We start from the raw sequence: 17,479 nt of genomic DNA on the forward strand, positions 1-17,479 counted from the left end.
TCAAAGTTAGTCAAAATCACCATTATTTCGTGGGAAATAACGAGATAGAGTTCTCATTTTAGTGTTGAAATACCATAAAAAAGCCGGAGATTTCGCTCCGGCAAAGTAATTATTATCAGGAAAATATTACAACCCTTTCCACTTTATAGCACAGCCCACAGATTTTGTAAAATTGGTAACCACCGGTTTTCCGGCTAGTAAATTATTTACGGCCTCTTCTACATATTTTTTCGTAGCAGAACCGGCATCCTGAGAATTATCATCAATGGCTCCGACATATTGAAGAATAAAACGATCATTCTCTTTCTTTATCACATAAACCGAAGGAGTTCTGGAAGCTCCAAAAGCTTTGGCAACATCCTGTTTTTCATCCTGAACATAAGTGAATGTATAACCTTTACTTTTGGCAACAGCTTTCATGTTTTCAAAACTGTCTTCTTCATAAGCACTTGGATCATTCGGATTGATGGCTAAAACTGGAAAACCCTGATTCGCAAATTTTTGATTCAGGGCTATAATTCTGCCTTCGTATGCTCTTGAAAAAGGACAATGGTGACAAGTGAATACAATAATATAACCTTTTGCAGTACGATTGTCAGCTAAACTTACCATTTTCCCATCAACACTCCTTAAGTGAAAATCAGAAACGGCATCTCCGATTTCATATCCCTGAGGATTAATATGCTTTTCGGAAAAGGCAAAAATGAAACTGAGTCCGGAAAGAATAACCAAAGCAAGACCTAAAAACCGAACTTTATTGAATAATGTTTTCATTTCTTTAAGATGATAGAATTATTAAAGTATAAATACAAATTAAGTAAGTTTTTCAAATTTCTTATGATGACTTAGAATGATAAACCCTTCTGAATAGCGGATAATTCTTAAAATCTTCCGAATCTTCGAATCAGAACAAGTTATAATTTGATGATCGTAACTAATCTGATAATCAAATTCTTATCAGGTTTTGTATAATACAGAAACCTATACTCTTTAAACGAAAAAAAGGTAAATAGTTTCTATTTTTCTGTTAAAAAATGCTTAATAATCTATGTTTTTTCCTGAAACTCAAATAAATGTATAAAGTTGTTTTCGTTTTTCAAAAGGAATTTCTTAACTTTGCACCCCAATTTATGCATTATACTACTTGGTTTTAAGCTGGTTAGTACCAATGCTGAAAGAAGTTTTTAAATCAAAAAATAACAAAAAATGTACGCAATCGTAGAAATCGCTGGTCAGCAATTTAAAGTTGAGAAAGACCGTTACCTCTACACCCACCGTTTGGCGGGAGAGGAAGGCGCTGCACTGGTTTTCGACAAGGTACTCCTTGTTGACAATGGCGGAGTTATTACTGTAGGAGCTCCGACCGTTACAGGTGCATCTGTATCTGGCAAAATCTTAGCACATGTTCGTGGTGAGAAAGTTATCGTTTTCAAAAAGAAACGTCGTAAAGGCTATCAAAAACAAAACGGTCACCGTCAGGATTTAACAAAAGTTTTAATCGAAGGTATTTCATTATAAGTTTTAAGTCAGGAGTTTACGGTTTTTATACCGCAGACTGAATTCTGTAAGCTATAAACAAAATAAGAAAATGGCACACAAGAAAGGGGCAGGTAGTTCCAAAAACGGTCGTGAGTCGCATAGTAAACGACTTGGTGTTAAGATTTTCGGTGGTCAGCCAGCTATTGCAGGCAATATCATCGTTCGTCAAAGAGGTACAGCACATAATCCTGGTGTAAATGTTGGTCTTGGAAAAGATCATACTTTGTTCGCCCTGATTGATGGTACTGTACATTTCAAAAAAGGGTTCAAAGGACGTTCTTTTGTAGAAGTACTCCCTTTTCATAATGCTGTTTTAGTTGATGCTCCCGTGAAGGCTGCCGAAGAAAAAGGTGGAGCTAAAAAAACTACTGAAACAGCGGAAGCGAAAATTGCTTCCACGGTAGCAGCTGCCGCAGATTCAGCTGATGTGGAAACATCAGCACCAAAAGTGAAAAAAGCAAAAAAAGCTGAAGGCGATGACCTGAAAATTGTAGAAGGTATCGGTCCGAAGATTGAAGAACTTTTCCACAATGCAGGAATCAGGACTTTTGCAGAATTAGCTGCAACGTCAGTTGAAAAAATGCAGGAAATTCTTGATGCTGCCGGTTCACGTTATGCTGTTCATAATCCTTCTACCTGGGGAAAACAAGCCGAATTGGCTGCTGCCGGTAAATGGGATGAATTAAAAGCATGGCAGGATGAACTTAATGCCGGAAAAGAATAATTCTTCTCATAAGCTACTGAAAAAGACCCGCTTGGAAAGTTCTGAGTGGGTCTTTTTTTTAAGTTGGGAAAAAATGAAAGAAATTTCATTTTGCCAAACCAAAATATTTAGATTTGTGTTCTAAGAAAATACAATCATTTTGAGATAATTACCTTTTAAGAAAATGTTGAAGCCGCAAATATTTATTTATACAGAATCAACTCCCAATCCTAATTCAATGAAGTTTGTATTAAACTTCGAAATTGTACCGGATGGTTCGTCTTTTGACTATGCCACCCCGGCCGATGCTTTGGCTGAAGGAAGAAATTCTCCTTTGGCTGTTGAGTTGTTTGGGTTTGACTTTGTGAAAAGAGTTTTCATTTCATCTAACTTTATTACTGTTACCAAAGATGATGAAACAAAATGGGAAGATGAGCTTTTCGGAGTAAAACAATTTATCAGGAAGTTTTTCGAAGAGAAGAAAGAAGTTTTTACTAAAACTACAATTGCTGCTCATGAAGCTGCAAATGGCGGAGAAGAAGATTCTGAGGCTGTTATTAAAATAAAATCGGTATTGGAACAATATGTTCGTCCTGCCGTCGAATCTGATGGGGGAGCAATTAACTTCCATTCTTTCAATGACGGTATCGTAAAAGTGCTTTTACAAGGTTCTTGCTCAGGTTGCCCTTCTTCAACAATGACGTTGAAAGCAGGGATCGAAAACCTTCTTACCAGAATGGTTCCTGAAGTTAAAGAAGTTGTAGCTGAAGGTGTATAATTTTAAGGTTATGATAAAAAAATCCCGAAGGCTTCTGGCTTCCGGGATTTTTTATGAATACTCCAATAAAAACTTAGGACGGAATTTTAATTATCAGTAAATTTTACCCCCCCGTAATTTGAGCGGATCACAATTTTTGTACCGGCTCCTTTTCCAATTTTACCCTTATAGATTTTTGTTGATTTCCAGCCCATTTTGCCATTTTCATCGCTATCATTATCTGAATTAACACTGAATGTAGCTTTGCCTTCGGGGATTCTGAAATTCGCATAATTGATGGTTACATCAAAGTCAGCATTACAATCACCATTTACGGGTAATTTTACAGAAGTATAATTCGACTTAATATCTAAAGATTTCAGTGTTTTTGGCATTTCTGTCAACTGAACACCATCGGAATAACTGATATAGATTTTTCCTGATTCTCTGATTACCCCGATTTTCCCGCTTGAATATTGAATATTGGCATCAAGGTTATTTACATCATGCAGGTTCATAGAACCGTAATTATTAGTTAAATGGAGATTATCCGCTTTGTCTATTCCCAATGAAGAATAAGCCACATTCAGCACACCGTCATCCATTTGTTTGATATTTCCTGAGCCATACTGAACCTGAATGTTTTTATCTCCTCCTGAAAGTTTATCGCAAGTAAAACTTCCATAATTTGAAGAAATTTTCAAAGGAGCAGAGAACGTAGGAATTTTAGTGCTTCCGTATCGGTTTGCTACGATAAGAGCATTCGTTTTAGGCATATAGATCATATAATTGATTTCAACGCCACGTTTACCATTCGATTTCTCGTCACCTCTGCTTTTCCAGCTCCAGTTCCAGTTTCCGCCCCAGTTTCCACCATTTTCAGATTCAATGAGCGTTTTTAAAGAGATCATATCACCATCACGCTGTTCCTTGATATCTACTCCGTTAATCAGTTCCTGAGCTTTTTTCTCAGAATTAGCATATCCGGTAATGGTTACGTCAACCTTGATTTCATTTTTGGACCAAAGTTCTATCTTAACTTCACCATGCTGGTTGTTGATAGAAAGTTTATCCTTGGCATCGACGCTATACGATTTAGAAATAACTTTCTTTTTTTCAAAAGGATTTTCAGACTCCTGTTGCTCATCCTGATCTCCGGGTCCGAACTCTGCATTACGAACCTTTAGGGCTAAGGCCTGAGCATTTTTGGTAAGAGATTTTATCTCTTTTTCCAGCTGTTTAACCTCCTTTGCCGAGAGGATTTCATTTTTTTCTATCGGGTCGGAAGCCCGGGCGGTTAATTGCTGAGCAAAAGCATTATTTACTATGAAAATCCCCAAAAATAATACTTTACACATTTTGCATATCTTTTCCATGGTTTTGTTTTGCTTGTTTTATCTTTTGAATAATTTGAAGTTGCTGATTCAGGATGTCAAGTTGTACCTGTAAATTCTGAATCATTGCTTTAACTAGATCTTCCTGATTTGGAGTTTGGGGCAGTTCCGCTTCAAGGTTTTGATAGTCAGCATTGAGTTTTTCTATTTCTTCAGAAAACTCTTTATATAGGGCGGGATCCTGGGCCTCTAATTGACGAAGTTCATCTCGTTTGGTTTCAATCAGGCTTGCATATTGATACACCCTTTGTCCATACGCAGGGTTGATTTCTGTTACGATTTTATCAGTATTATTATCATTGCGGCCGGTAAGGAAATAAACAGAAAAGCAGCCCAAAAGCATAACTATTCCGGCGGCTATCTGCCACCGTCTCTGTCTCCAGACGGATAATTTTTTAGGAGAATCTGATAGTGCAATAATTTTAGCGGGTTCTGCCTCATTAAGTACCGGAGGCAAACCGGCATCAATTTTTGACCATAAGTTCACTGGCGGCTCGTAAGAATCAAACTCCTCACGATTGTCCCTCATAAATCTTTCTAATTTCGTTTTTTTCATTTTCTACTGTGCAAAGTTTTGACAAAAGTTTGTAGCAATTGTTTAATCACCCCGCTTTTTCAAAATTTCTAACAATCTTTTCTTGGCTCTGATATATTGTGTTCTTGATGTTGACTCTGCAATTTCCAGAATATCTGCAATTTCTTCATGATCATAACCCTCCAATAAATAAAGGCTAAGAACTGTTCGGAAACCATCCGGAAGTTGCTGAATGGCAGTTCTGACAGCAGCAACATTCATGTCAATATCATCTTCATCAACATAATCTTCATCCTGAAAATCGCCGGAATCCGCTACGTCAACTAATTCTACTTTTCTTTGACGTAATTGATTGATGGCTCTGTTAACTACTATTTGTTTTAACCATGCTCCAAAAGTGGAGGTCTGGCGAAAATCACTGATTTTTAAGAATGCATCCAAAAAAGCTTCCTGCAGAACGTCTTCTGCTTCTCCCACGTGGTTGAGAATACGCATACATACGTTGAACATCGCCTTTGAGTAAAGCCGATAGACCTCGTACTGAGCCTTGCGTTCGCCCCGACGGCAAGCCTCAACTAAATGCAAATGTTTGTCTATGTAAAGCGTTTGTTCCAGAGTTGGTGTTAGTTTTATAAGTTTAAGTTACGTTTTTTTAGTTTTCTATCTCGTTCACCAACACCCTTTTATCTTTCTTTTTCTCATCTGTGAACTAATTTCATGAGAATGACAACGATGTAAATAGGAATGTTGCATCAGGTTTTAATATTTTTTAAGAAATTTGCTGAAAAATAGTCTTTTTCAAAAAAAAAGTGGCTCAATTATACAATAACCGACATAAGTTTTTTCGTTACAATCCTCCGACTTTAATTAAACCTCAGTTTTAACCATGAAGAAACCTCAGTTTTGGATAGGAAAATATGAAATGCAAAAGCATCCGGAAGGAGGATACTTTGCCGAAACATATCGCTCAAAAGAAAAAATCGCTAAATCAGGACTTCCTGAACGCTTTAAAGGTGATCGTAGTTTTAGTACAGGGATCTATTTTTTATTGGAAAGTCATCATATCTCAGCTTTTCATAAAATTGAATCTGATGAAATGTGGCATTTTTACACAGGGTCTCCACTCGATATTTATGTAATTAGCCCTGAAGGAGTACTTGATGTGATTAAATTAGGAGAAAACTTTGAGAATAATGAGGTTTTTCAGGCTGTAGTCCCGGCAGGAAGTTGGTTTGGTTCTAAACCTGCGGTGAAAGACAGCTATTCTCTGGTAGGTTGTACCGTTGCTCCGGGTTTTGATTTTGATGATTTTGAAATGAAAAGCAGAAAAGAACTTATTGCTATGTTCCCGCAACATGCTGAAATAATAGAAATATTGACATATTAACATAAAAGCCATGTCTGATCAATACTACCGATTTAACAAAGACAATGTTCGACGAAAAACCGGGACAATCAGCCTGAAGGAAGCGATTGATGACTTGCTGAATTTATATAAGCTCAGAGGGAAATATAATGAAACATATATAGTAGCGTATTGGGAGAAAATTATGGGAAAACCCATAGCTTCAAGAACAAGCAAAATTTATGTTTCTGAAGGTAAATTATTTATCCAGATAGATTCTGCTCCGTTGCGAAGCGAACTTCTTATGGCTAAAAACAAAATAATTCAGCTGATTAATCAGGAGATAGGAGAGGAAATGATCCGCGAAGTGATTTTTATTTAGAAATTTGGTTAAAAGACGCTATTCCTTTCCTTAGTCCAGCGTCTCTTGTTCCAGGCTTTCTGTTTTTAAAAGAATTTCCCAATGTAGTTTTAACCAGACAAAAAGTAATGGAATAACCATCAGAGCATATCTGTTTATATATTCGTTTCTGATGAATTTTGGAAAAATATCCGTTGGAGAAAAGCTTGTGATGATTAATGCAAACCAAAGCAGAAATGTATCAAATGTGGTTTTCTTACTTAAAATGTACCAGATGGCTACACCTACAAACCCAATCACCATTGTAGGAGATTCAGAACCTGTACTGGCTAATATCACAAAAAGCAATACAGAGGCAAGTAATCTCATTTGAAATACCGGATTTTTAAATGCTCTGATTTTAAGATAAGAAGAGCCCAGAATCAATACCCCCGGAATGATAAAATAGAGATTTGAAAGACTACCGTCATTCAGAATTCTTCTGAAAAAACCCATCACACAAACATCCGTTCTCGTATTAAGCAGGTCAATGTTGAGGTCATTTTTATGTGCCAGAACATTGTACCAGTCAGCATAGCATTGAAGTGTATAATCAATACCGACAAAAAACATGGGCGTAATAAAGAAGATGAATGCCCATAAAATAGAGTATGCTATGTATTTGACCTTATTTTCAGAGAAAAAGAAAAATGCCAGTCCGACGATACCATAAAGTTTTATCATTGTTCCCAACACCATAAAAGCGGTAGCGGCAAACTCATTTTTTTTCTTCAGCTGCGTATAACTGAGAATAATCATAGCAGCCGAAATATTATGAAACTGAGTATTGAGCATAGCAGTAATGGAGCAATTCAGCACAATCCAGCTAATAATAGCTTTATTCTTTTCAGAAACAGGTAACTGATAAATAGCATAAAGCAAGAACAATGAATTAATAATACTCCAGAGTGAAACACCGATGATTGTAGGGAGAACAGCAAGCGGGGCAATTAAAATGGGGAAAATTGCTCCGTAAAGGAATAAGTCGAAATACTCTTTCGGGTATTCCAGATAAAGATTTTTATGTTCTAAAAGATGCTTGAAACTGGTCTTAAAAATGATATAATTATTGATATGAGAATTGACTTCTCCCAGAGAATACTGTTTAAGCCCGATGATTAAGCCAGCTAAAAACCAAATAACAATAATATTTCGTTTGTTGAGGAAATGTTTGAAGTCGTAAGTCATAATTATTGAAATATTTTGGCGTATTCATTCATAGTAATAAACTCACCTTTATCCTTAAGCCAGCTGAGATAAGTTTCCAGCCTTTCCAAAAGCAGGCCTTTTGAGAATTTCTTTACATATCCGGGCATTTTATAGGCTGAAAGATCAGTAAATTCCCAGGGATGAAAATAAATGTTCAGAAAACCGTTTTCCTGCAAAGCATTTAAGGAAAGCATTTTGAACAAAGGCAGGGGGAAATTTTTAAAAGCCAGCCAGAAAAGGGGTATTCTTAAGGTAGGTGAAACGGAAGCCGGGATATTTAATACACCATTTTCGAAAAAAGGGGTCATCGGTTTGTCAAGATGATTATACCTTCCCGGAATATAAGTAGGGTTCAGGGATGAATTATAGACATATCCTGCTTTTAGTATATCCTCTTCTTCAATGGGCATCATTCTGGCCATTCTGAAGCCCGTAATAGTTTGTCCGGTTATTTCTTCTAATACCTTTCTGGAACCCGCCAGATCAACTTTGGGGTCCATGCTGCCATGATACATACCATGTGAAGCGATTTCATGCTTTAAGGATAGTTCTTTGATAAGAGACTGATTATGCATGGCATACACTCCGGTTGTAAAAATCGTAGAAGTTACCTGTAATCTGTCCAGCATCTTTTGAAGAGCCAGTAACCCTTTGGTTGACACTTCAAGCTGTTCTTCCAGGGAAATATTATTGCCATATTCGATTGCTGCATCAAATTCTTCAACATCGAAAGTAAGAAGTATTTTATTCATAGAACATAAGAGCTATTGCAATCGGTACTATACTGGATCGATTATTCAGATTTGCTGAAAATCTGACTAAAATTAAGTAATTCTGCCTTGATCGTTTTCCAGCTCATTCTTGAAAAACTGATGCCATCTCTTACCTGAACCGGAATAGAAGCAATTTTTAAATCTTTTCTTCTGGAAGCCAGAACGAGAAATTCCATGTCGAAAAGAAAAGCATTGATGGTAGTTTTCAGAAAAACGACTTTACCGTTTCTGTTAAATCCTTTCAGGCCAGATTGTGTATCTTTTACAATTAATTTAGGGAAAAAGATATAATTCATATATTTCAGAGACAAAGAGAAAACTTTTCTCATGAAAGGAAGCTGTTCATAATAATGATTATCTCTTACCCCTACCACAATATCATAATTTCCCTTGCTTAATAACTCAAACATTTCCCAGGCGTTTTCCATCCGGTAAGGATAGTCGGCATCGGTATAGATGACGAGATCTGCTTTTGTTTCAGAAACAGCTTTCCGCAGGGCATAGCCTTTCCCCTGATTCTTCTCATAAGAAACAAAGGTGAAATTCGGAATATTGGTATATAAAAAATCAATAGCAGATTGTTCAAGTCCTCTCTGAGAACCATCATTTACCACATAGACGCTTGTTTTAACATCCCGGGGTATTCTGCTCATAAACTGATTATAATACAACAATAATTCCTTCTCCCAGTCGGCATGAGGATTATAACAAGGATGAACGATATCTAGACTCATAAGGTGAGACAAACTCGAAAGGATTATTGTTTAAAGAGAAACTTCTGCAAGTTACGAAAACCCTTTAATTTTATCTAAATTGCATCTCAATTATGGCATTATTGAAAAGACATATCAGACATCATAGCCTCGAAGAAGCCGAAAAAAGAAATGATATCGGCTTCGGGACTTTAGTAACGGATGTACCTACCCGGCTCATTAACCGGGACGGTAGTTTTAATGTAAAGCGCCTTTCAGAAACTTTCTGGGGGAAGCTTAATTTATACAATCGCCTGATTACCATTAGCTGGCAGAAATTCTTTCTTCTGGTGATCAGTTATTTCTTTATAACTAACCTGATCTTTGCACTGGCTTATGAGCTGATTGGCATTGAATATTTACATGGGATTGAGCTAACAAATGAGTGGACAAAATTTTATGATGCTTATTTCTTCTCTGCTCAGACTTTAACCACAGTAGGTTACGGAAGAATAGCCCCTCATGGGTTCATTGCCAGTACCGTCGCTTCTATTGAATCTTTATTGGGTTTGCTTACGTTTGCCCTGGCAACCGGGCTTCTTTATGCCAGGTTTTCAAGACCGGAAGCAAGAATCCTTTACAGCAAAAATGCTTTAATTGCACCTTATCTTGATATTACCGGTTTAATGTTCAGAATTGTGAATGAAAGGCAGAACCAATTGATTGATGTTACGGTAGAGTTGGTTTTTACAATACTTGAGCAAACTCCGGAGGGCAAAAAGGTGAGAAAATACTACGGACTTCCGCTGGAGAGAAATAAAGTACAGTTTTTCCCTATGAACTGGACCATTGTGCATCCGATTATAGAGGAAAGTCCGGTGTTTGGAATGACCAGAGAGGATATGCTAAAAGGAGAAGCAGAACTATTTGTATTGATTAAAGCTACAGAAGATACATTTAATCAGTCGGTTCATTCACGCATGTCGTATCATGCAAAAGAAATGGTTTGGGGGGCAAAATATGAAAGTATGATTTGGGAGAAAAATGGTATGATTACCATGGATTTGTCAAAATTATCGGACATCAGAGAGGTGCCATTGACAAGTGAATATATTCCCGACGATAAATACGAAGAATCGGAAAAACAAGCGGATTGATTTTGTCTGATTTATAGGTTCATTTGTGCTGAAATACTTGCTTACCTGATTTTGAAGATATAACACACATTTTTAATAAGTTTCTTGAAATTAATTTTAAACTCTCTACAATATTAAAGCTATGATACAGCCGAAAAACCTTCAAAAAGGAGATACCGTTGGTTTAATTGCAATGGCCTGGGAAGTGGATATGGAACTATTGAAACCTAGTATTCAAACCCTTGAAAGCTGGGGTCTGAATGTCGTTTTCGGGGAATCTCTCATCAGTAAATATCATCAGTTTGCCGGACCGGATGAAGTGCGGGCCGGTGATTTTCAAAAAATGCTTGATGATAAAAGTATTTCTGCCATTTTCTCTGTAAGAGGAGGTTATGGGAGTACAAGGATTCTTGACAGGCTGGACTTTAAAAAATTTAAAGCTAATCCCAAGTGGGTAATTGGTTTTTCAGATATTACAGCCGTCCATTGTCATCTTCATAATTTTGCTGTTGAAAGTATTCATGGACCGATGCCCAAAATATTTATGCAGGAAGGGGGAGAAGAGGCGCTGGAGAGCCTTCGAAAGCTGCTTTTCGGAGAACCGTTTATTTATCAGGTTGCCTCAAATCCGATGAACAGAACAGGAGAAGTCAGTGGTCTGATTGTGGGAGGAAATCTTGCAATGCTTTCACATGTTATCGGCTCGAATTCGGATATTAGCACAGATGGGAAGCTATTATTTCTTGAAGACGTAGGGGAATACCTTTATGCTGTTGACAGAATGATGATTCAATTGAAACGTTCCGGGAAGCTGAGAGGGCTAAAAGGATTAATTGTTGGTCAGTTTACAGAATTAAAAGATAATGAAACTCCTTTTGGTAAAACAGCCAATGAAATTATAGAAGACACAATTTCAGAATATGATTTTCCGGTATGCTATGATTTTCCTGTTGGTCATGTTCCTAATAATCTGGCAATTCCGTTTGGAAGGAAGGTTAATCTGAGTATTACAGAGCAGGAAGTTAAATTAACAGATGTGTCTTCAGAACCGGTTACTTTTTTTACTAAATTTAGATTTTAGTTTTCACCTTCTTAAAATTATAAAAATATGCTTGCGAAGACTTTTGGAAGTGCTGTTTATGGCGTAAATGCCACAATGATTACAATAGAGGTAAGTGTAGATCAGGGAAAACATTTCTTTATGGTCGGATTACCTGATAGTGCTGTTAAGGAATCAGAGCAGAGGGTAGAAGCAGCCATCAAACATTATGATTATTTCTTTCCCCGCAGAAAGGTTGTTGTAAATTTAGCTCCCGCAGATATCCGGAAAGAAGGTTCAGCTTACGACTTACCCATTGCACTGTGTATTCTCCATGCTTCCGAACAAGCCGTTTTAAATGACCTGGAACGATATGTTATTATGGGCGAATTGGCTCTGGATGGGAAATTAAGGCCAATAAAAGGCGTCCTGCCTATTGCCATTGAGGCTAGAAAACAAGGATTTAAAGGTTTTATTCTTCCGAAAGAAAATGCCAATGAAGCCTCTATTGTTAATAACCTGGATATCATAGGAGTTGATAATATCATCGAAGCAATAGACTTTTTTGAAGGAAGAAAGAAAATAGAACCCCTTATTTCAGATACCAGAGATATCTTTTCAAATGCTCAGAATGACTACGATGTAGATTTTTCACATGTTCAGGGGCAGGAAAATATAAAAAGAGCACTGGAAATTGCCGCAGCGGGAGGACATAATGCGATTATGATCGGCCCTCCGGGGGCAGGCAAAACCATGCTGGCCAAAAGACTACCGACAATTTTGCCTCCATTAACCTTATACGAGGCCTTAGAAACCACTAAAATTCATTCAGTTGCAGGGAAACTGGGAGCAAAGGCTTCGCTAGTTTCCACAAGGCCTTACCGTTCTCCGCATCATACGATTTCCGATGCGGCTTTGGTGGGAGGAGGAAGTGTACCACAACCCGGTGAGATTTCTCTGGCACATAACGGGGTACTGTTCTTAGACGAACTCCCGGAGTTTAAAAGAACTGCACTGGAAGTAATGCGCCAACCTCTGGAGGAACATAAAGTCAGTATTTCAAGAGCAAGATGGGCTGTAGAATTTCCTTCAAACTTTATGCTTTTGGCAAGTATGAATCCATGTCCTTGCGGATATTATAACCATCCTGAAAAAGAATGTGTCTGCGGTCCGGGAGTGGTTCAGCGATATCTTAATAAAATTTCAGGGCCATTACTGGACAGAATTGATTTGCATGTGGAAGTTACGCCTGTCAATTTCGACCAGATGACTTCCAACCGTAAAACGGAAAGCAGTCAGGAAATAAGGGAAAGAGTTATTAAAGCCAGAGAAATTCAAACACGTAGGTTCAAAGATTTTCCTGAAATTCATTCGAATGCCATGATGCCATCACAAATGGTTAAAGAAATGTGCGAAATCGGAGATGTAGGAAGGTTACTGCTAAAAAGAGCAATGGAAAAACTTCAGTTATCCGCCAGAGCTTATGACAGGATACTGAGGGTTGCAAGAACAATTTCGGATCTGGCAGGTTCGGAAACAATTAAAACGGAACATCTGGCAGAGGCTATTCAATACAGAAGCCTGGATAGAGAAAACTGGGCCGGATAAAAGCAATAATGCTGAGAGGAACATTGAAATTATCCAAAAGTTCAACGGAATTGCTGAAAAGAATACGCTATGAGAAAAATAATATTCCTGCTTTTTACAGCTAATCTGTGTTTTGGTCAGATTTCCATCACGGAAATTGATGCGGAAATGCAAAAGCATTTTCCGGAGAATCAACCCGGAGGAGCATTGGTTATTATAAAAAAGGGGAATGTTTTGTACAAAAAAGGCTTTGGACTTGCGAGTCTGACCACCGGAGAGAAAATCAATGCTTCTACCAACTTTCGGATGGCTTCCGTTTCGAAGCAGTTTACAGCCATGTGTATTCTTCTTCTGGAAAAGAAAAAACAATTATCATTCGATGATAATTTACTGAAATTTTTTCCGGATTTTAACAGAAAGGTAGGCTCAAAAGTAAAAATAAAGCACTTACTTACTCATTCTTCCGGAATCTGGGCTTATGAAGATTTACTTCCTGAAAACCTTAAAAATCAGATTCTTGATGAGGATGTGCTAAAATTTCTTCTGAAGAAAGACAGTACCTATTTTATACCGGGAACAAAATTTCAGTATAGCAATTCCGGCTTTTGCCTTCTGGAACAAATTGTGAGGAAAGTGTCTGGAATACCTTATGCTTCGTTTATCCGGCAAAATATTTTTGCTCCATTAGGGATGAGCAATACAAGGATCTTTGAAGAAGGGAAATTAATTCCTGACAGGGCATTCGGATATGCCAGAAATGATAAGAATGAAATCATCCCATCGGATCAGAGCCTTACCAGTGCAACTAAAGGAGATGGATGTGTTTATACTTCTTTAAATGATTATCAGAAATGGTACGAAGCTTTAGTTTCTGATAAATTAGTTGATTTAAAAGCTGAGTTAAAAAAGATAGGTTTCAGCATAACCGGAACGAATAACAGCTTTTATGGACTTGGGTGGTTTTTTCGAACAGATGCGGATAAAAACCTTGAATTAAATCATACCGGAAGTACGTGCGGATTTAGTAATGTTGTTCAGATTATTCCTTCCAAAGGGTATATGATTGCTCTTTTTTCGAACATAGCCAATGACCATGAAGTATATTTTCAGCTTGAAAAAATATTGAAAAAGCAAGGGGTAGATCCTTCGCACAGTGATTTGAAAAGTATGCTGAATCTTACCAACTAAGACGTATAAAGGTTGTTAATGATTGTTAACAGTATAATTTCAAAGAAATAACAACGTTTTCATCTAAACAAATAATTAAAAATTATGAAACAAGTAATCATTCTTTTTGCGGCTATGCTCGCAGGTGTTTTCAATGCAAATGCTCAGACAATGGATCACAAAGAACCTATCAAAAAAATAGAAGTAACAGGAAGTGCTGAACAGGAAGTTTTACCGGATAAAGTTTTTATTTCAATCTCTTTGAAAGAATATCAGAAAGACTCAAAAAACAAAGTGGATATTCTGGTACTGGAACAACAGCTTCAGAAAGCAATAGCTGATGCAGGATTACCAAAGGAAAGCCTTAAAGTAGGAGATATTTCCGGATATCGTGAATGGTTTGGAAAGAAAAAGCCAACCAATTTTCTTGAAAGTAAAAACTATGTTTTAACGGTTGAAAATTTGTCTAAAATTGATGGCATTCTGAATAAAGTTGATGAAAAAGGAGTTGCATCTGTCGGAATTGACCACTTCGACTATTCAAAAATTGAGCAGCTTCGTAAAGAGGTGAAAATAAAAGCTCTTCAGGCAGCAAAAGAAAAGGCTAAATATCTGCTGGAAGGAATCGGAGAGCAGTTAGGTGAAGCCATTGAAATAATAGAAATCGATAATGGCTATATCCCTCAGCCAATGTATGCCAATGCCAGAATGAAAGTATCGGCGGCAATGGAGGATGCGTCACAGGAAAGTACCGTTGACGTTCAAAAAATTAAGGTTCGCTTTGAAATTAAAGCCAGTTTTAAAATCAAATAATTACAACAAGGGAAGGCCTCTGAATAAAAGGAGAAGCCTTCCTTTATTTTTTCATTAAACACCAGAGCTATGTTGAAAAATATACTTTATCTGTTGACAATAGCCATTTGCGGATTTACCGAAATTCATGCCCAAAACTCAAGAGGGGTCGATTTTCAGAAATTTGATGATATTCAGAAGGTTTTTGACCTTGCTAAAGCACAGAACAAGAATGTTTTTGTAGAAGCGTTTTCGCCCACCTGCCAGCATTGCGAAGCTTATATTCCTACATTCAGCAAAACAGAGGTTGGTAATTATTATAACTCCGGTTTTATCAGTTATAAGCTGGATCTTACCCAGGATAAGTCGTTCAGGTTTCTGAATAAACATCATATCTGGATTCCGTCAACTCCTACAATGATGTTTTTTGATGCCAATGAAAATCTTTTACATATAGTTCCCGCAGGAGACGAGCAGAATAATGAACAAGGGGTCATTCTTTTTGCCCGAAATGCACTGGATCCTGCCCAGAGGACCAGTTCTTATAAAGCCAGTTATGCAGCAGGGAACAGAGAGGTTAATTTCTTGTATAATTATGCTTTTGTAGCAAGAATGACTCAGGATACAACTGAAAATATTGAAGCAATGCGTGAATATGCCATTAAAGTTCCTGAGAGCCAATACAGCAGCCCCGGCAATTTCCTGATTTTGCAGAAGATAGTCATGGATGATGAAAATCCTATGTTCAGGTATATGATCTCTCATTTGATTGAATTTAGTACTAAAAATGACCCGAAGCAGGTGAAACAGGCGGCAGAAAATATCATCATGTTTTCACTCTACAGCAGCAGAGGCAGAAAGTTTACGGAAGAAAAAAGGAAAGAAATGAAAGCTAATCTGGCAAAACTGGGAATTGACGCAAAATCTATCGCAGGAAGGTTTGTGGTTTCTGATGTAAATTATGCTTTAGACCAGAAGGATGAAGAAAAAGCATTCAGATATATAAATGACTTTTATGAAAATAAGCCGATTCCAGTGAAAGAGGCTGATTTCTGGTGTAGTTTATTAAAAAGCAGAATCACTTCTCCGAAAACAGATAAGATTTGTAAAGCTGCCGGAAAATAGAGCAGTTTGCGGTAATTATCAGGATAGACCCCGTTGTTTCTCTTAAAGATAATCACTACTTTTCAGGTAATGAGAATGCCTGAAACAGAACAGGTATTTTCTATTGATTAACTATTTCAGGAATAGCATTTTAAAACCCCAAACAAATTTACCTATGAAATTAATAAATAACTCCCGTCGGGATTTTTTAAAACAAGTGGCATTAACCTCAGGAGCTATGGCTCTTGCACCGGAGCTTCTGATGGCAAATAATACGCCAATAGTAGAACCTGCCAAAAACATGTTTTTCGAAATATCTTTAGCAGAATGGTCTTTACACAAAGCAATTTTTGGTGGGAAAATGACGAATCTTGACTTTCCGGTAAAGGCGAGAAAAGATTTTGGTATCGGTATCGTTGAATATGTGAATACTTGTTTTAAGTCTTCCACAAAGACCTTTCAGGAAAATGGGAAAGATCAGACGTATTTGAAAGAGTTATTGATGCGCTGTAACGATAACAATATAAAGAATCACCTGATTATGTGTGATGCCGAAGGAGAGTTGGGGAATGCAGATGCCAAAAAAAGAATGGAAGCTGTTGAAAACCATTACAAATGGGTAGAAGCTGCCAAATTTCTGGGTTGTAAAACAATCAGAGTAAATGCGGCGGGCTCAGGGACAAAAGAAGAGTTAGCTAAAACAGCTGCAGATGGTTTATCAAAACTTTCTGAATTTGCGCAAAAACATGATATTAATGTGATTGTGGAAAACCATGGAGGGTATTCTTCTATCGGAAGCTGGCTTGCCGGAGTGATGAAGCAGGTAAATATGAAAAATTGCGGAACATTGCCGGATTTCGGCAACTTCTGTGTTAAACATAATCCGACTGATTATAAGATTTGTGAAGAAAATTACGATCGTTATAAAGGAACACAGGAATTAATGCCTTTTGCAAAAGGGGTAAGTGCAAAAACAAATAATTTTAATGCAGACGGAGACGAAAGAGATATGGATTATATGCGCCTTATGAAAATTGTGAAAGATGCAGGGTTCAGAGGATATGTTGGCATTGAATTTGAGGGTGAAACGTTAAGTGAAGAGGAAGGAATCAGAGCAACAATCAAACTCCTGAATAAAGTCGGTGCGAAATTAAGCTGATAAAGTTAATTGTTAAATCCGGAGTTTGACAAATATACCCTGATAATAACTCAGGCAAAAAAAGCCTGAGTTATATGTCATTAGAACACAACTTTTTATACCTTTGATTAAAAAAAGAGTTGCAGAGACCTGAGTCTGAAAAAGATCA

General features: G+C 37.3%; 19 protein-coding genes. 12 read left to right on the plus strand and 7 right to left on the minus strand.

From position 1 onward, the window contains the following. Window positions 1-126: 126 nt before the first annotated feature. The gene (locus BM179_RS06410; protein ID WP_092014004.1) at window positions 127-774 is read right to left on the minus strand and encodes a thioredoxin family protein; all 648 of its coding nucleotides are present in this window, start codon (window positions 772-774) and stop codon (window positions 127-129) included. Window positions 775-1,206: 432 nt separating this feature from the next. Here BM179_RS06410 and rplU point away from each other — a divergent pair, with 432 nt between their 5' ends. The 3 genes from rplU to BM179_RS06425 all read left to right on the plus strand — a co-directional run bounded on the left by rplU (window position 1,207) and on the right by BM179_RS06425 (window position 3,020). Beyond that, window positions 1,207-1,518, plus strand: a complete 312-nt coding sequence (rplU, locus tag BM179_RS06415; RefSeq protein ID WP_092014007.1) for a 50S ribosomal protein L21 — start codon at window positions 1,207-1,209, stop codon at window positions 1,516-1,518. Window positions 1,519-1,588: 70 nt separating this feature from the next. Then, window positions 1,589-2,263: a 50S ribosomal protein L27 gene (gene rpmA, locus BM179_RS25860; RefSeq protein WP_092014009.1), complete on the plus strand. Its 675-nt coding sequence runs from the start codon at window positions 1,589-1,591 to the stop codon at window positions 2,261-2,263. Between the two features lie 163 nt (window positions 2,264-2,426). Beyond that, window positions 2,427-3,020 (plus strand): NifU family protein, encoded by a 594-nt coding sequence (locus BM179_RS06425; protein WP_092014012.1) that lies wholly within the window; start codon window positions 2,427-2,429, stop codon window positions 3,018-3,020. An 86-nt stretch (window positions 3,021-3,106) separates the two neighbouring features. Here the strand turns inward: BM179_RS06425 and BM179_RS06430 are convergent, their stop codons facing one another. The 3 genes from BM179_RS06430 to BM179_RS06440 are packed head-to-tail and all read right to left on the minus strand — an operon-like array spanning window position 3,107 to window position 5,543. Further along, the gene (locus tag BM179_RS06430; RefSeq protein WP_092014015.1) at window positions 3,107-4,375 is read right to left on the minus strand and encodes a DUF4097 family beta strand repeat-containing protein; all 1,269 of its coding nucleotides are present in this window, start codon (window positions 4,373-4,375) and stop codon (window positions 3,107-3,109) included. Continuing rightward, window positions 4,350-4,949, minus strand: a complete 600-nt coding sequence (locus tag BM179_RS06435; RefSeq protein ID WP_092014017.1) for a hypothetical protein — start codon at window positions 4,947-4,949, stop codon at window positions 4,350-4,352. The genes BM179_RS06430 and BM179_RS06435 overlap by 26 nt, the downstream gene beginning before the upstream one ends. Window positions 4,950-4,991: 42 nt before the next feature. Then, entirely contained in the window at window positions 4,992-5,543 is a 552-nt protein-coding gene (locus tag BM179_RS06440; RefSeq protein WP_092014020.1) for an RNA polymerase sigma factor, read from the minus strand. A gap of 271 nt (window positions 5,544-5,814) precedes the next feature. Here BM179_RS06440 and BM179_RS06445 point away from each other — a divergent pair, with 271 nt between their 5' ends. Both BM179_RS06445 and BM179_RS06450 read left to right on the plus strand, forming a co-directional pair. Beyond that, on the plus strand, window positions 5,815-6,315 hold the full coding sequence (locus BM179_RS06445; protein ID WP_092014023.1) for a cupin domain-containing protein: 501 nt from the start codon (window positions 5,815-5,817) through the stop codon (window positions 6,313-6,315). 10 nt (window positions 6,316-6,325) lie between these two features. Further along, window positions 6,326-6,655, plus strand: a complete 330-nt coding sequence (locus tag BM179_RS06450) for a DciA family protein (RefSeq protein ID WP_092014026.1) — start codon at window positions 6,326-6,328, stop codon at window positions 6,653-6,655. A gap of 30 nt (window positions 6,656-6,685) precedes the next feature. Here the strand turns inward: BM179_RS06450 and BM179_RS06455 are convergent, their stop codons facing one another. Genes BM179_RS06455 through BM179_RS06465 form a run of 3 tightly spaced genes read right to left on the minus strand, consistent with a single transcriptional unit; the run spans window position 6,686 to window position 9,389 of the window. Continuing rightward, window positions 6,686-7,861, minus strand: a complete 1,176-nt coding sequence (locus tag BM179_RS06455) for a glycosyltransferase family 87 protein (protein ID WP_092014029.1) — start codon at window positions 7,859-7,861, stop codon at window positions 6,686-6,688. Between the two features lie 2 nt (window positions 7,862-7,863). After that, a complete protein-coding gene (locus BM179_RS06460; protein WP_092014032.1) occupies window positions 7,864-8,634 on the minus strand; it encodes a polysaccharide deacetylase family protein in 771 nt (256 codons plus the stop codon). Window positions 8,635-8,675: 41 nt separating this feature from the next. Then, window positions 8,676-9,389, minus strand: a complete 714-nt coding sequence (locus BM179_RS06465; protein WP_092014035.1) for a glycosyltransferase — start codon at window positions 9,387-9,389, stop codon at window positions 8,676-8,678. A gap of 92 nt (window positions 9,390-9,481) precedes the next feature. Here BM179_RS06465 and BM179_RS06470 point away from each other — a divergent pair, with 92 nt between their 5' ends. From BM179_RS06470 to BM179_RS06500, 7 genes are all read left to right on the plus strand, one after another. Then, on the plus strand, window positions 9,482-10,504 hold the full coding sequence (locus BM179_RS06470) for an ion channel (protein WP_092014038.1): 1,023 nt from the start codon (window positions 9,482-9,484) through the stop codon (window positions 10,502-10,504). Between the two features lie 121 nt (window positions 10,505-10,625). Continuing rightward, window positions 10,626-11,564: a S66 peptidase family protein gene (locus tag BM179_RS06475; protein WP_092014041.1), complete on the plus strand. Its 939-nt coding sequence runs from the start codon at window positions 10,626-10,628 to the stop codon at window positions 11,562-11,564. Between the two features lie 27 nt (window positions 11,565-11,591). Beyond that, on the plus strand, window positions 11,592-13,130 hold the full coding sequence (locus BM179_RS06480) for a YifB family Mg chelatase-like AAA ATPase (protein ID WP_092014044.1): 1,539 nt from the start codon (window positions 11,592-11,594) through the stop codon (window positions 13,128-13,130). Window positions 13,131-13,199: 69 nt separating this feature from the next. Further along, complete coding sequence (locus tag BM179_RS06485; protein WP_092014047.1) at window positions 13,200-14,297, plus strand: serine hydrolase domain-containing protein; 1,098 nt, start codon at window positions 13,200-13,202, stop codon at window positions 14,295-14,297. Window positions 14,298-14,381: 84 nt separating this feature from the next. Next, window positions 14,382-15,089 carry an SIMPL domain-containing protein gene (locus tag BM179_RS06490; RefSeq protein WP_092014049.1) on the plus strand — a complete coding sequence of 236 codons (708 nt, stop codon included), beginning with the start codon at window positions 14,382-14,384 and terminating at the stop codon, window positions 15,087-15,089. A gap of 69 nt (window positions 15,090-15,158) precedes the next feature. After that, the gene (locus tag BM179_RS06495) at window positions 15,159-16,193 is read left to right on the plus strand and encodes a thioredoxin domain-containing protein (RefSeq protein ID WP_092014052.1); all 1,035 of its coding nucleotides are present in this window, start codon (window positions 15,159-15,161) and stop codon (window positions 16,191-16,193) included. A 163-nt stretch (window positions 16,194-16,356) separates the two neighbouring features. Beyond that, a complete protein-coding gene (locus BM179_RS06500; protein ID WP_092014960.1) occupies window positions 16,357-17,331 on the plus strand; it encodes a TIM barrel protein in 975 nt (324 codons plus the stop codon). The last annotated feature ends 148 nt before the right edge of the window (window positions 17,332-17,479 follow it).

Source organism: Pseudarcicella hirudinis (assembly GCF_900115665.1).
Taxonomy (GTDB): Bacteria; Bacteroidota; Bacteroidia; order Cytophagales; family Spirosomataceae; genus Pseudarcicella; species Pseudarcicella hirudinis.